Genomic DNA, 13,764 nt, shown 5'->3' on the forward strand with positions numbered 1-13,764 from the left:
CGGCCGCGGCGGCGGGACGGCAGGGCCTAGGCTGAGACCGCGAATGACACTTCACCGGTGGACCGACGGGGGAGGTCGGCCACCGGACCAGCGGGGAGGAACCGAACCATGGCGGACGGGGCGGCGCCCGGAGGTGCCACACCCGGCGGCGGGACGCGGCTCGTCGCGGGACGCTACCGGCTTGCGAGCGTTCTCGGGCGCGGCGGCATGGGAACCGTCTGGCACGCGGTCGACGAGATGCTGCACCGGGACGTCGCGGTCAAGGAACTGCGCATGCCGGGCCACCTCGACGACGAGGAACGCGAGATCCAGCAGCAGCGCACCCTCCGCGAGGCCCGCACCGCGGCGCGCATCACGCACGAGAACGTCATCACCATCCACGACGTCGTCGAGGACGGCGGCATCCCGTGGATCGTCATGGAGTTGGTGCACGCCGACTCGCTCGCCGACATCCTCAAGCACCGCGGGACCCTCTCGCCGGTCGAGGCGGCCGAGATCGGGCTCAAGGTCCTCGACGCGCTGCTGGCCGCCCAGGAAAAGGGCGTTCTGCACCGCGACGTCAAGCCGGCCAACATCCTCGTGACCGCGAGCGGGCGCGTCGTCCTCACCGACTTCGGCATAGCCACCGAGACCGGCGCACAGACGCTCACCGCGACCGGCATGCTCATCGGCTCTCCGAACTTCCTCGCCCCGGAACGCGCGCAGGGGCTGCGCCCCAGCCTCGCCGCCGACCTGTGGTCGCTCGGACTCGTCCTCTACATGGCCGTCGAGGGCCGCAACCCCTTCGACCGGCCCACCATGATCAGCACGCTCAACTCGATCCTCCTCGAAGAGCCCGACCCGCCGCGCCGCGCGGGCGTGCTGCTGCCGGTCATCGAAGGCCTGCTGGTCAAGGACCCCGCGCACCGCCTCACCGACAAGGAACTCGACCGCCTGCTGCGCGGCGTCGTCCGCGGCGACCTGACGCAGGCGCACCCCAACGCCGTACCGCCGCACCTGCCTTCGGCATCGGGTACGCACGCCGCCGCGGGGCCGTCCGAGTCCGCCACCGTGACCTCGCGGGCCGACTCCGGCCCGGGATCTGCTCCGGGATCCGGTCCGGGTTTCGGCTCCGGCCCTGGGGTGCCCGGACCGCCCGCGCCGCCGACGTACGTCCCGTCGGTGGGCACCCCTGCCGCGGGGACCCACGCGGCAGGCACGCACGCGGCCCCCACGTACGCTGCCCCCGCGTACGCCGCGAACGCCCAGGCTCCGTACGGAACTTCGCCCAGCCCCGAGGCGTCCTGGTCCTCACCCCAATACGCGGCCTTCCCGTCCGAGGCGGGCAGCGGCGGAAGCACCGGCGGCGGGGCCGGACCCGGAACCGTCGTGTCCGGCGCGCCCGGCCCCCGGGCGTCGCGCAAGCCCATGATTCTCGGCGTCGTCGCGCTCGTCGTCGCCGTCATCGCGGCGGTCGTCGTGACGGTCGTCGTCATCGGCAACGGCGACGACAAGGGCAAGGACAACGCCGCCACTGGCGGCACCAACTCGGCGACGGCCGGCGGCCAGGGCCAGCCCGCCGTCCTCCCGCCGACCGACCCCGCGGCGCCGAGCGCGCCGCCCACCGGCACCGCGACAAAACCGGGGATCACCCCGCCCTCCGGCACTGCGGCACAACCCGGGCTGACCCCGCCCACCGGCGCGTCGTCGAACACCGCGGCGCCCGCCCGCGTCCCCGGCTACACCTGGACCCGCGACCCCGCCGGCTTCGCGCTGTTCGTCCCGGACGGCTGGAAACGCTCGCAGAGCGGCAGCCAGATCGACTACAAGGACCCGCGCGGCAAGACGTTCCTGCGCATCGGCGTGGACAACGGGGGCGTGCACCCGCTCGACAACTTCCGGGCGATCGACGCCGACTTCGCGACGAAGAAGCAGCAGTACCAGACCCTTCAGCTCGACGACTACCCCACCGACGTGCCCGGTTGGGAAGCGGCCGTGTGGGAGTTCACCTGGTCCGGCAACCCGTTCGACCCGGACGGCGGCAGCCTGCGTCCCAGCCATGCCATCGACCTGGGAATCCGTACCGCGCAGGGCACCGACTTCTCGATCTACGTGGCATCGTTCGAAACGGACTGGCCGGCCGCGAAGGCGGTCTTCGACAACGTGGTGACGCACTTCCGCGAGGGCTGACCCGCCCCGGGACCCTCGGCCGCGCGTCCGGCCGGCTGCCCGCGGCCGTGTCGTCGGTCGCGTCGCGGGCTGTGTCGTCGGCTGTGTCGGCGTGCCCTTGTTACCGCAAAGTAGCCCGGCTTAGTCTGGGCGCATGACCGACACAGCCCGCGACGCGATCCCCGCTGCCCACCCCCGGCTCCCGGTCGACCGCCTGCTGCGGCGCGTCGTGGCCGGTCCCGTCCCGACCAGGGTCACCACCCGGGCGCCGTTCACCGGTGCGGCCGTCGCCGAGCTGCCGGAGTCCACGGACGAGGACGTCGCGCTGGCGTACACGCGGGCGCGCGCCGCCCAGGAGCGCTGGGCGGAGCGCCCGGTCGCCGAGCGCGCCGCTGTCTTCCTGCGCTTCCACGACCGGCTGCTGGAACGCCAGGACGAGATCCTCGACATCATCCAGACCGAGACCGGCAAGGTCCGCAAGCACGCGTTCGAGGAAGTCCTCGAAGTCGCCCTCTGCTGCCGCCACTACGGGCGCCGGGCGCGCGGCTACCTGCGTTCGCGCCGGCGCGCGGGCGCCCTGCCGGTGCTGACCAAGGCCGTCGAGGTACGCCACCCCAAGGGCGTCGTCGGCCTCGTCTCCCCGTGGAACTACCCGCTGGCGCTGTCGATCGGCGACGCGATCCCGGCGATGGTGGCCGGCAACGCGGTCGTCATGAAGCCCGACACCCAGACCGCGCTGACCGCGCTGTGGGCGCTCGACGTCCTGACCGAGTGCGGCCTGCCCGAGGACCTGTGGCAGATCGTCATCGGCGACGGCCCGGTCATCGGCCCGGCCGTCGTCGACCGCGCGGACTACGTGTGCTTCACCGGCTCGACGCGTACCGGGCGCGAGGTAGCGCAGCGCGCCGCCGCGCGGCTGGTCGGCGCGTCCCTCGAACTCGGCGGCAAGAACGCCATGATCGTGCTGCCGGACGCCGACCTCGAACGCGCCGCCGAGGGGGCCGTCCGCGCGTGCTTCTCGTCGGCCGGCCAGCTGTGCGTGTCGATCGAGCGCATGTACGTGCACGCCGACATCCAGGACCAGTTCCTCGAACGCTTCCTCGCGCGCGTCGAGGCGATGCGCCTCGCGCCGGGCTACGGCTGGGACGCCGACATGGGCTCCCTCGTGTCGCGCCGCCAGCTCGACAACGTGACGCGCCACGTCGAGGACGCCCGCGAGCACGGCGCCAAGGTGCTGACCGGCGGCCGTCCGCGCCCCGACATCGGCCCGCTCTTCTACGAGCCGACCGTGCTGCAGGACGTCACGCCCGGCATGGCGGTGTGTGCGGAGGAGACGTTCGGGCCGGTCGTCGCGGTCTACCCGTTCACGGACGTCGACGACGCGGTGGCACGCGCGAATGCGACCGCGTACGGCCTCAACGCCAGCGTCTGGACCCGCGACACCCGGCGCGGCGCCCGGATCGCGCAGCGGCTGCGCGCGGGCAGCGTCAACGTCAACGAGGGGTACGCGGCCTCCTACGGCAGCGCGGGCGCACCCATGGGCGGAATGGGCGACTCCGGCCTCGGCAGGCGGCACGGCATCGAGGGCATCACCAAGTTCACCGAGGCGCAGACCGTGGCCACGCAGCGGGTGATCCCGATCGCGGCGCCGTTCGGCATGACGGACGAGCAGTGGGCCCGGTCGCTCACGCTGTCGTTGCGGATCATGAAGTCGTTCGGCGTGCGCTGACGCCTGCCGGTGTCGTCGTGTTCCGGTGACGCTGCCGGGACGCGCTCGCGACGGCGTCGCGTGCCCGTGTCGCGCGCCGGAGTGCCGAAGCGCCCGCGTCCGGCCTGATTGCAGATAGTGTGTGATCTCCGGGCGGAGCGTGATGATTCGGTGCGAACTGCCGTGCCGTACCGCGTCGGCAACCGCGACGCGTGCCCTTCTTCGGCACGCTGTACGAGGCACGCTGCCGCCTTGGCTCGGCGGCCGATGTCGGGCGTCCCCGACACCGGCCGCCGGCGGGGTCGTGACCGGTTTGCTGTCCCCTGCGTCCCGGTCACGGCGCCGACGCGAGGTCCCACGGCAGCCGCATACGACATGCCTCATCGCGCCGACGATCCTGCACCAGAGCCGCCGCACGGGCGGGCTGGTCAGCAGGCACAACGACGGGCGGCGCGGGGAGGTTACGCCGACGGGTCGGAGAACGTCCCCTTTCGGGTGACGTGCGGGCCGATCTCCTGCCGGATCGCCCTCTGAGAGGACGTCAGCTCGGCTCTCCCGCCGATCTTCGGACCGGCTTTCCGGCCGCGCCCGACTCGATGCCCCACACGGCGTTCAGCCCGACCGCCCCGCGCCTCAGATGCGGCCGCGGCACAGTTCCAGGAGCGCCATCGCGACCTCCGTACCCGGCTTGTCGAGCGCCTCGCGGTAGCGGGCGATGACGTCCATCTCGCGGGTGAGCTGCACGCGGCGGCCGCCCGCCGCGATCCGGGTGCGCTGCACCTCCTGCGACAGCGCCACCCGTTCGGTGATCAGCGCGATGATGCGCCGGTCGAGGTCGTCGATGCGGGCGCGCGTGTCCGCGATGACCTGGTCCGGAGCGGTTGCGGGGGAGTTCGGGGCGACGGCGCTCGTGGGCTGGGTGTGGGTCACGGTGGTCTCCTGGGTCGAGGCGTACCGGCTGCTCGCATACCCGGAGACGGCAGACGCCCCGGGTTCCGAGAACCCGGGGCGCCGATGAAGCCTGAGGTCGTTCAGGCAGCAGCGATGGCGCCGGGGTCCCCGGGGCCATAGGTAAAGACGTCTGCCGTCCTGAACATGTCCGCCAGTATGCCGAGTCTCCGACGACCACGCGGGCGCTTTCCGTATGTCGAGATGTGCGTTCCGCTTCGTGGCATCCGGTGCCCGCCGCGGACCGCCGTCCCCGGTGCCCCGGCGGACCGGCGGTCGCGGGCCCGTAGAATCGAGGCAACCCCCGCACTCCTCGGAAGGCCCTCCGTGACCTCGACCAGTCCGGACGCGACCGGTACCGAAACCGTTCTCGTCGTCGACTTCGGTGCCCAGTACGCGCAACTGATCGCCCGACGGGTTCGTGAGGCCCGCGTCTACAGCGAGATCGTCCCGCACACCATGCCGGCCGACGAGATCCTGGCGAAGAAGCCGTCCGCGATCATCCTCTCCGGCGGCCCGTCGTCGGTGTACGCGGACGGCGCCCCCGGCGTCGACGCCGCGCTGTTCGAGGCCGGCGTCCCGGTCTTCGGCATCTGCTACGGCTTCCAGGCGATGGCCCGCGCACTCGGCGGCAACGTCGCCAAGACCGGCCTCGCCGAGTTCGGCGCGACCGACCTCAAGGTCACCGACACCGGCTCGACGCTGTTCGAGGGCCAGCCGATCGCCCAGTCGGTGTGGATGTCGCACGGCGACTCGGTCGACCGTGCCCCCGAGGGCTTCGCGGTCACCGCCACCACCGACGGCGCCCCGGTCGCCGCGTTCGAGGACGACGACCGCAAGCTGTACGGCGTCCAGTACCACCCCGAGGTCCTGCACTCGAAGCACGGCCAGCGGCTCCTGGAGCGCTTCCTGCACGCCGGCGCGGGCCTGCGGGCCGACTGGACGATGGCCAACGTCATCGACGAGCAGGTCGCGGACATCCGCGAGCGGGTCGGCGACAAGCACGTCATCTGCGGGCTGTCCGGCGGCGTCGACTCCGCGGTCGCCGCAGCGCTCGTCCAGAAGGCCGTCGGGGACAAGCTGACCTGCGTCTTCGTCGACCACGGCCTGCTGCGCAAGGGCGAGGCCGAGCAGGTCGAGCGCGACTACGTCGCCTCGACGGGCGTGTCCCTCAAGGTCGTCGACGCCCAGGAGCGCTTCCTCAACGCCCTCGCGGGGGTGACCGACCCCGAGGAGAAGCGCAAGATCATCGGCCGCGAGTTCATCCGCGTCTTCGAACAGGCCGCCGCCGAGGTCGTCGCCGAGGCCGACGCGCACGGCGAGCAGGTCGAGTTCCTCGTGCAGGGCACCCTCTACCCGGACGTCGTCGAGTCCGGCGGCGGCACCGGCACCGCCAACATCAAGTCGCACCACAACGTCGGCGGCCTGCCCGAGGACCTGCAGTTCCAGCTCATCGAGCCGCTGCGCAAGCTGTTCAAGGACGAGGTGCGCGCGGTCGGCGAGGAGCTGGGCCTGCCCTCCGAGATCGTCTGGCGCCAGCCCTTCCCCGGCCCCGGCCTGGGCATCCGCATCATCGGCGAGGTGACCGCCGACCGCCTCGAAACGCTGCGCGAGGCCGACGCCATCGCCCGCGAGGAACTCTCCCGCGCGGGGCTCGACCGCGAGATCTGGCAGTGCCCCGTGGTCCTGCTGGCAGACGTACGCTCCGTCGGCGTGCAGGGCGACGGCCGCACCTACGGCCACCCGATCGTGCTGCGCCCGGTCTCCTCCGAGGACGCCATGACCGCCGACTGGTCGCGCCTTCCGTACGAGCTGCTCGCCCGCATCTCCAACCGCATCACCAACGAGGTCCGCGAGGTCAACCGCGTGGCCCTCGACGTCACGAGCAAGCCCCCGGGCACCATCGAGTGGGAGTGACCCGGTAGCAGCCCGCCCTCCTCCGTCGCGACGAACGCCGTCAGACTACGACTGCCGTGGCGTGCGCCGAGGAACTTGTCTGCATCACCCGTTTGACCTGGTGGGTCATGGCGGGGCGGCAGGATGGGCTCATGACTGCTGCCACGTTGACGTACTCAGAGGTCGGGGCGACTCTCGCCGATGAGATGCCTGCCGGGTATCACCATGTCGAGCGGCGGGTGCGGGTCGGGCGCGGGGACGCGGACTTCGCCGCGCTCGCCGAGGGCGTCATGCGCTGGGAGATCCAGCGCGGGGCGGGGCTCACGGTGCGGGCGGGGGCCGATCGGGCCGCGGTCGGTGTGGACATCACCTGTGGGGCGCGGGTGGGGCCGGTGCGGATTCCGGTGCCGTGCCGGGTGGTTGCCGTGCTGGACGAGCCGGACCGCAAGGGCTTCGCGTACGGGACGCTCCCGGGGCACCCGGAGCGCGGCGAGGAGGCGTTCTGGGCGGAGAAGGCGGCGGACGGTGAAGTCTGGTTCGTCGTACGCGCGTTCAGCCGCCCCGGCACATGGTGGTCCAAGCTCGGTGCGCCGTTCGCGCGGCTGATGCAGAAGCAGGTGACGAACCGCTACATGCGCGCCGGGCAGCGGTTGGTGGCGTGAGGGGGTAGCGGGCGCGGCGCGTCAGGTCCCGGAGGGGAACAGGGCGTCCTGGGCGGCCTGTTGGGCGGCCAGGAGGGCGCCGCTGAGGATCGCGGCGCCGCCGAGGGTGCTGGCGCGGACCTCGGTGCGGACGGGGGAGAGCGGGGCCAGGCGGTCCTGGACCCGGGCGGCGAGGTCGGGGCCGCCCGCGTGGCCGGTTTCGCCGCCGAGGACGATGCAGCCGGGGTCGAGGACGGCGGCGACGGAGGCCGCGCCGAGGGCGAGGCGGGTGGCGAGGGCGTCGAGGAAGGCGTCGGCGTCGGGTGTGCCTGCCGCGACGGCCGCACGTACGAGCGCGGCGGCCGGGGGCTCGTGGAGGTCGGCGCCTTCGGGTACGGACAGGCCGTGCTCGGCGCCCAGTTCCATGATCGCGGGGCTGCCGCACAGTGAGTGGAAGCCGCCGTCGCAGGACCCGGCCGACGGCAGGCCGTTGGTGCCGGGCACCGGCAGGAAGCCCAGTTCGCCCGCGCCGCCCGAGGCGCCGCGCCGGACGCTGCCGTCCAGCACGACCGCCGCGCCGATGCCGAGGCTGAGCCACACCAGGACGAACGTGTCGTGGTCGCGCGCCGCGCCGTAGCGGCGCTCGGCGGTGGCCGCGAGGTTGGTCTCGTTTGCCACGAGGACCGTGGCCGGCAGGCGCTCCTGGAGGGCGACGACGAGGCGGCGGTGCCACGCGGGGAGGCCGGAGGAGTCGCGGAGTTCGCCGGTCGTGGGGTCGACGAGGCCGGGCGCGCCCACGCCGACGCTGTGCAGGCGGGTGGCCCCGGCCTCGCGGGCGGTGCGTTCGACCAGTCCGACGGCCTGCCCGACGGCGTTCTCGATGCCGCCCGCCGCGTCGATGGGGGCGGCGGCCTCGGCCAGGGTGGTGCCCAGCAGGTCGGCGACCACGACGGCGACGCTGTTCATGCGTACGTCGACCGCCGCGAGGTGGGCCTGGTCGGCGACGATCCCGTACACGCGGGCGTTGGGGCCGCGCCGCTCGGCGCCGGCCTCGCCGACGACGTGGATCAGGCCCGAGCCCTGGAGGCGTTCCACCAGGTCGGCGACGGTCGGCCGGGACAAGCCGGTGAGAGTCTTGAGCTGGCCCGCGGTGAGCGGGCCCTCGTGCTGGAGCAGCCGCAAGGCGAGCCGGTCGTTCAGGGCCCGGGCGGTGCTGGGTGAGGCGGGCGGCATGCGGTGGATCCTTCCAGATATTTCTATCAGGCAGGGTTCCTGATAGTTTAACGCAGGAGTCCTGGGTCAGGGAGAAAGGGAACGCCATGAGCCTCGTGTCGGCCGACACCGAGACCGACCGGCAGAGCCTCCGGCGGGCCCGGTACGCGGTCGCGGCGGTGTTCTGTGTGCACGGCGCAGTCACCGGCAACTTCGCGACCCGCGTTCCCTGGATCCAGGACCACGCCTCGGTCGGCGCCGGCCAACTCGGCCTGGCGCTGGCCTTCCCGGCCATCGGCGCCGCGATGGCGATGCCGATGGCCGGGGCCATCACCCATCGCTTCGGCGCCCGCAAGGCGATGCGCGGACTGCTCGCCCTGTGGACGCTGGCACTGACCCTGCCCGCGCTCGCCCCCAACGTGTACACGCTGTGCGCGGTCCTGTTCGTCTACGGCTGCACCGCGGGCATGTCCGACGTCGCCATGAACGCGATCGGCGTCGAGACCGAGAGCCGCCTCGGCCGGTCGATCATGTCGAGCCTGCACGGCATGTGGAGCGTCGGCCTGCTCATCGGCTCGGGCGTCGGCACCATCGCCGCGCACCTCGACGTCGACGCCCGCGCGCAGTTCACCGTCGCGGCGGTCGTCCTCACCGCAATCGGCCTCGTGGTCTCCCGCTGGGTACTGAACGTCGAGGCCGCCCCCGACGAACACCCCCCGCCGCACTTCGCGCTGCCGCCCAAGTCGGCGTGGCTCATCGGCGCGGTCGGCTTCTGCGCGGTCTTCGCCGAGGGCGCCAGCCTCGACTGGTCGGCGGTCTACCTGGAGGACGAACTCGACACCTCCGCGGGCCTCGCCGCCGCGTCCACCACCGCCTTCGCCCTCACCATGGCGGTGGCCAGGCTGGCCGGCGACGCCGTCGTCAACCGGTTCGGCGCGGTACGCACGGTCCGCTCCGGCGGCGTCCTCGCCACCTTCGGCGGCCTGATGGTGGTCTTCGCCCCGCATCCAGCGCTCGCGATGGCCGGCTTCGGGTGCATGGGCCTCGGCATCGCGGTCGTCGTCCCGCTGGCCTTCGCCGCGGCCGGGCACAGCGGCGGGCCCAACACCAGCCAGGCCATTGCCGGCGTCGCCACCGTCACCTACACCTCGGGCCTGATCGCCCCGTCCGCGATAGGCGCGGTGGCCGACGCGACGTCGCTGGTGGTGTCGTTCGGCCTCGTCACCCTGCTCGCCTTCGGCCTGATCGCCGGTGCGAACGTCCTGCGGTCCGCCTCCCGCCCGGTCGCCGAGACCCCGAAGGCCTGACGCCGTATGGAAGGCCTGACGCCGTGTGGAAGACCGGACGCCGCGCGCCGGTCCGCTGTCCAAAACGCGCGGCTTCGCGGCCTGTTCACTTTCCCGGAACACCCGTGTGCCAGCCTGACCCCGCCATCGCATCGGCGACTTGTAGCCGGCGAATAGCCGACGACTACCTGGGGACCGGCTGTTGTGAGAATCCGTGGCTCTGTTCTCCTCTCCGCCAAGCGCAATCTCGTGCTCGGGTCGGGTCTCGTCCTCGCCATGTGCGCGGGCGCGACGGTCTACGTGCAAACCCAAGGCACCGCGAACGCGGCGCCTGACACCGTCCTTTCTGTCGACTTCACCAAAGTGGTCGGCCAGGCTCCCGCCGAGAACTTCGGGGTGACGTTCTCGACGTTCGCCGTGGACGGCGGCCCGGTCGTTAAGAACCCGGGTGACATCGCCGCACTGCGCGGTCTGGGCGTCGGCGGCATCCGCGTCCACCTGGCGCCGAACGACCGGGGCGAGATCGTCTCCGGCGCCGGCGGCGGCGACCGCGGCATCACCGGGCACGAGTGGCTGTCCGCGATCGAAGCCATCGGCGCGGAGCCCACGGTCGTGGTCAACGCCGACCGTGGGGACGCGCTCGCGGTGCTCGGATACCTCAACCAGTACGGCCACCACGTCAAGCGGTTCGTCATCGGCAACGAGATGGACGAGAACAGCAAGTCGAAGATGACCGCCGAGCAGTACACCGCGGCATTCCGGACGATCGCCGCGCAGATGCGGGCGAGGACACCGGGGCTGGAGATCGGCGGTCCGGCCACCGCGTACTTCGACGAAGGCCTGCTGCGGGTCTTCGTCGCCGGCGCGGTCCACCAGGCTCCCCCGCAGGAGCGTGCCAGCTTCGTCGACTTCCACGCGTACGGCGCGGGCAACGGCGAGAACGCGACCGTCGCCTCCTCGATCCGCTACACGGAACAACTCGACAAACTACGCACGATGCTCGGTGACGCCCCCGGAGTCGGCCTCCAGGTCGGCGAGTTCAACATGAACTGGGGCGACGAGTCGCAGAACAACACGCACTTCGCCAGCCTCTGGGTGGCGAACGCGTTCGGCAGCATCGTGACGCGTGGAGCGACCGCGATGCTGTACGCCGACAAGAACGACGCCATGGGCCTGCTCGGCCCCAACGGCACTCCCAAGGCGAGCTACGTCGGCATGGAGATGTTCACCGGAAGCCCCCTCGGCATCCGGCACTTCGGCCGCGAGGTCGTCGAAGCCACCAGCAGCAACCCGGACGTCCGGGTCTACGCGTCCAACCACGACACCAACATCGTGGTCGTCAACACCGGTACGGAGGGCACCGCGCGCATCGAACTCGCGGGCGCGCTGCGCGGATCCGTCGACGTGTGGCAGAGCTCCGGCGCCCTGACCGACGTCAACCGCCCCACCAAGCGCGGCAGCGTCAACATCGCCGACGGCGGCATCGACGCCTTCCTGCCGGGCATGTCCATCACCACCTTCGTGGTGAACGGCCTGGTCACCGGCACCCCGGGCACCGACCCGTCGGCCGCGCCCACGGACAACCCCACGACCCCCTCGCCCGCACCCTCCGCACCGGCCGGTTCGACGCCCCCACCTGGTACGCCCACCGCCCCGACCCCGACCGCGCCCGGCGCCACCGGCCCGTCCGCACCGCCCGCTCCGGGCGCCCCGCCGACCGCCGGCACCCCGGCGCCCGGGCAGCAGCCCGCCCCGAACCCGCCGCCGGGCGGCCAACAGCGCCTGCAACTCCCCGACATCGGCGACCCACGCTGGCGTACGCAGGGCTCCGCGACGGCCGCGACCGGCACCGCCGTACTCACCCGCGCCGACCAGCAGTTCGCCGCCGGGTCCCTGTACTACGACGGCTCGGTGCCGTCCGCCGCGCTCCAGGTGTCGTTCGACGCGGCCATCGGCGGCGGCAAGGGCGGCGACGGTATGACCCTCGCCTTCCTCGACCCCGCTACCGGCGCCCGCGTCGGCGAGATAGGCGGCGGCCTCGGCTACAGCGGACTGACCGGCCCCGCGGTCGTGTTCGACACCTTCGACAACACCACGCACAAATCGGCGGACCGGGTCGGCTACGCGACCTCGGCCCAAGGGACCACGATGCGGTACGCCGCCTCCACGACCTCCGTACCGTCCCTGCGCGCCACCCACCACTACGAGGTCGCGGTGGCCGCCGGCGTACTGACCGTGCGCATCGACGGCACCGAAGTCCTCCGGACCCCGGTCACCCTCCCCGCCCGCGTCGTCCCCGCCTTCACCGCCGCCACCGGCGAGACCACCGACCAACACCGCGTCTCCACGGTGAAGATCACCCACACCCCCTGACCCGAGCCTCCACAAAATGGAGTGGCGGGGTCTCCGACCGGGACCCCGCCATTCCGACAAACCGTGCGTCTTACCAGGAGGCTGTGTCCAACTCGGGGTACGGCTCCGGCAGCACCAGAGGCTGTCCGAACTTGAAGACCCGGTTCACGGCGTATCCGGGCGTCTGCACATCACCGCTGGGATCGGTGAACACCGTCGCCGTGCGCTGGTCGCGATTGACCAACAGGTAGATCGGGATGTTCAGGCGGGCATACGCCGCGTACTTGCCCTTGGTGTCCGCCGTGATGTTGCTGCCGGTGACCTCCACGACGAGGTCGAGCGCTTCGGCAGGCATCCAGTTTCTGTGCTGTTCAGCTGCCGCGCGCTCGGCATCTGTGAAGGCTCTCGACGCCACGGTGAGGTCGGGGATGACGTGATTGCCCTTGCGCATGTCGGTGCACCCACGCATCAGGCAATACCCCCGAGCGGCGGGGCGCACAAAGTTGAGGCCGGAGCGGATGAAGGCGTACAGAACGCTTTCCGCGATCGTCTCGTGCTGGTCGTCCGGTGGCGGAGTGATGACGATCATCCCCTCGACGTACTCGACCCGGAAACCCTCGGGCGCGTCGACGCGATCGAGCAGCTCGGGGATTCCGCACTGAACGATGGTGGCAACCATGCGTCCTCCTCGGTCATGACGTCGGTATCAGACTACGCCGGGGAGTCTCGACGGGACGGAACGTTCGACGTTCACCCAATCGGCCCAGTGCGGCTGGGGGGTCAGACGTTGCGGCGGTAGGCGCCGCCTACTTCGAAGAAGGCTTCGGTGATCTGTTGGAGGGTGCAGACGCGGGATGCGCTCATCAGGACTTCGAAGACGTTCTCGTTGTGGGTGGCCGCGTGCTTGAGGGCGGCGAGGGCGGCGTCCGCGTCGGAGCGGTGCCGGGTGCGGAAGTCGCGGACGCGGGCGAGCTGCGACTCCTTCTCGGCCTCGGTGGCGCGGGCGAGGGCGACGGGGGCGGGCGGGGCGTCGTCGGCGTGCGGGGCGCGGAAGGTGTTGACGCCGACGATGGGGAGGGTGCCGTCGTGCTTGCGCTGCTCGTACAGCATGGACTCGTCCTGGATGCGGCCGCGCTGGTAGCCGGTCTCCATCGCGCCCAGCACGCCGCCGCGTTCGCTGATGCGGTCGAACTCGGTGAGGACCGCCTCCTCGACCAGGTCGGTGAGTTCGTCGATGATGTACGAGCCCTGCAGCGGGTTCTCGTTCATCGCGAGGCCCCACTCGCGGTTGATGATCAGCTGGATCGCGAGGGCGCGGCGGACCGACTCCTCGGTGGGCGTGGTGACCGCCTCGTCGAAGGCGTTGGTGTGCAGGCTGTTGCAGTTGTCGTAGATGGCGATGAGCGCCTGCAGGGTCGTGCGGATGTCGTTGAAGTCCATTTCCTGCGCGTGCAGTGAGCGGCCCGAGGTCTGCACGTGGTACTTCAGCTTCTGGCTGCGCTCGTTCGCGTCGCGCACCCGGGCCCACCACCACACCCGGGTGCGGGCCCGCCGATTGCCGCGCGGTCCTCCC

10 protein-coding genes are annotated in these 13,764 nt (G+C 71.9%); 6 read left to right on the plus strand and 4 right to left on the minus strand.

Features of this window, described 5'->3' with window-relative positions; genetic code table 11:
• Nucleotides 1-108 precede the first annotated feature (108 nt).
• Both AB0C36_RS18380 and AB0C36_RS18385 read left to right on the plus strand, forming a co-directional pair.
• The gene (locus AB0C36_RS18380; RefSeq protein ID WP_358355244.1) at nt 109-2,169 is read left to right on the plus strand and encodes a serine/threonine-protein kinase; all 2,061 of its coding nucleotides are present in this window, start codon (nt 109-111) and stop codon (nt 2,167-2,169) included.
• A 133-nt stretch (nt 2,170-2,302) separates the two neighbouring features.
• Nucleotides 2,303-3,877, plus strand: coding sequence for a succinic semialdehyde dehydrogenase (locus AB0C36_RS18385; protein ID WP_358355246.1), 1,575 nt, complete (start codon nt 2,303-2,305; stop codon nt 3,875-3,877).
• A 612-nt stretch (nt 3,878-4,489) separates the two neighbouring features.
• On the opposite strand, the gene AB0C36_RS18390 is transcribed toward AB0C36_RS18385, so the two are convergent.
• Complete coding sequence (locus AB0C36_RS18390) at nt 4,490-4,786, minus strand: chorismate mutase (RefSeq protein ID WP_358355248.1); 297 nt, start codon at nt 4,784-4,786, stop codon at nt 4,490-4,492.
• A gap of 345 nt (nt 4,787-5,131) precedes the next feature.
• Here AB0C36_RS18390 and guaA point away from each other — a divergent pair, with 345 nt between their 5' ends.
• Both guaA and AB0C36_RS18400 read left to right on the plus strand, forming a co-directional pair.
• Nucleotides 5,132-6,721: a glutamine-hydrolyzing GMP synthase gene (gene guaA / locus AB0C36_RS18395; RefSeq protein WP_358355250.1), complete on the plus strand. Its 1,590-nt coding sequence runs from the start codon at nt 5,132-5,134 to the stop codon at nt 6,719-6,721.
• A 131-nt stretch (nt 6,722-6,852) separates the two neighbouring features.
• A complete protein-coding gene (locus AB0C36_RS18400; protein ID WP_358355252.1) occupies nt 6,853-7,362 on the plus strand; it encodes a DUF1990 domain-containing protein in 510 nt (169 codons plus the stop codon).
• 21 nt (nt 7,363-7,383) lie between these two features.
• On the opposite strand, the gene AB0C36_RS18405 is transcribed toward AB0C36_RS18400, so the two are convergent.
• Nucleotides 7,384-8,574: an ROK family transcriptional regulator gene (locus tag AB0C36_RS18405; protein ID WP_358355254.1), complete on the minus strand. Its 1,191-nt coding sequence runs from the start codon at nt 8,572-8,574 to the stop codon at nt 7,384-7,386.
• A gap of 86 nt (nt 8,575-8,660) precedes the next feature.
• On the opposite strand from AB0C36_RS18405, the gene AB0C36_RS18410 reads away from it, so the two are divergent.
• Both AB0C36_RS18410 and AB0C36_RS18415 read left to right on the plus strand, forming a co-directional pair.
• Complete coding sequence (locus AB0C36_RS18410; protein ID WP_358355256.1) at nt 8,661-9,860, plus strand: MFS transporter; 1,200 nt, start codon at nt 8,661-8,663, stop codon at nt 9,858-9,860.
• A gap of 183 nt (nt 9,861-10,043) precedes the next feature.
• Nucleotides 10,044-12,212, plus strand: a complete 2,169-nt coding sequence (locus AB0C36_RS18415) for a lectin-like domain-containing protein (RefSeq protein ID WP_358355257.1) — start codon at nt 10,044-10,046, stop codon at nt 12,210-12,212.
• Nucleotides 12,213-12,282: 70 nt separating this feature from the next.
• Here the strand turns inward: AB0C36_RS18415 and AB0C36_RS18420 are convergent, their stop codons facing one another.
• Complete coding sequence (locus tag AB0C36_RS18420) at nt 12,283-12,870, minus strand: Uma2 family endonuclease (protein ID WP_358355259.1); 588 nt, start codon at nt 12,868-12,870, stop codon at nt 12,283-12,285.
• Nucleotides 12,871-12,971: 101 nt separating this feature from the next.
• The coding region (locus tag AB0C36_RS18425; RefSeq protein WP_358355261.1) for a methylmalonyl-CoA mutase family protein at nt 12,972-13,764 on the minus strand (793 nt) is incomplete at its 5' end.

This window comes from Streptodolium elevatio (assembly GCF_040649515.1).
GTDB lineage: Bacteria > Actinomycetota > Actinomycetes > Streptomycetales > Streptomycetaceae > Yinghuangia > Yinghuangia elevatio.

Excerpts from the sequence above, each read along its gene's own strand:
- AB0C36_RS18385 (WP_358355246.1), top strand. The coding sequence starts at position 2,303 with ATGACCGACACAGCCCGCGACGCGATCCCCGCTGCCCACCCCCGGCTC.
- AB0C36_RS18405 (WP_358355254.1), bottom strand. The coding sequence starts at position 8,574 with ATGCCGCCCGCCTCACCCAGCACCGCCCGGGCCCTGAACGACCGGCTC.
- AB0C36_RS18420 (WP_358355259.1), bottom strand. The coding sequence starts at position 12,870 with ATGGTTGCCACCATCGTTCAGTGCGGAATCCCCGAGCTGCTCGATCGC.
- AB0C36_RS18400 (WP_358355252.1), top strand. The coding sequence starts at position 6,853 with ATGACTGCTGCCACGTTGACGTACTCAGAGGTCGGGGCGACTCTCGCC.
- AB0C36_RS18380 (WP_358355244.1), top strand. The coding sequence starts at position 109 with ATGGCGGACGGGGCGGCGCCCGGAGGTGCCACACCCGGCGGCGGGACG.
- AB0C36_RS18410 (WP_358355256.1), top strand. The coding sequence starts at position 8,661 with ATGAGCCTCGTGTCGGCCGACACCGAGACCGACCGGCAGAGCCTCCGG.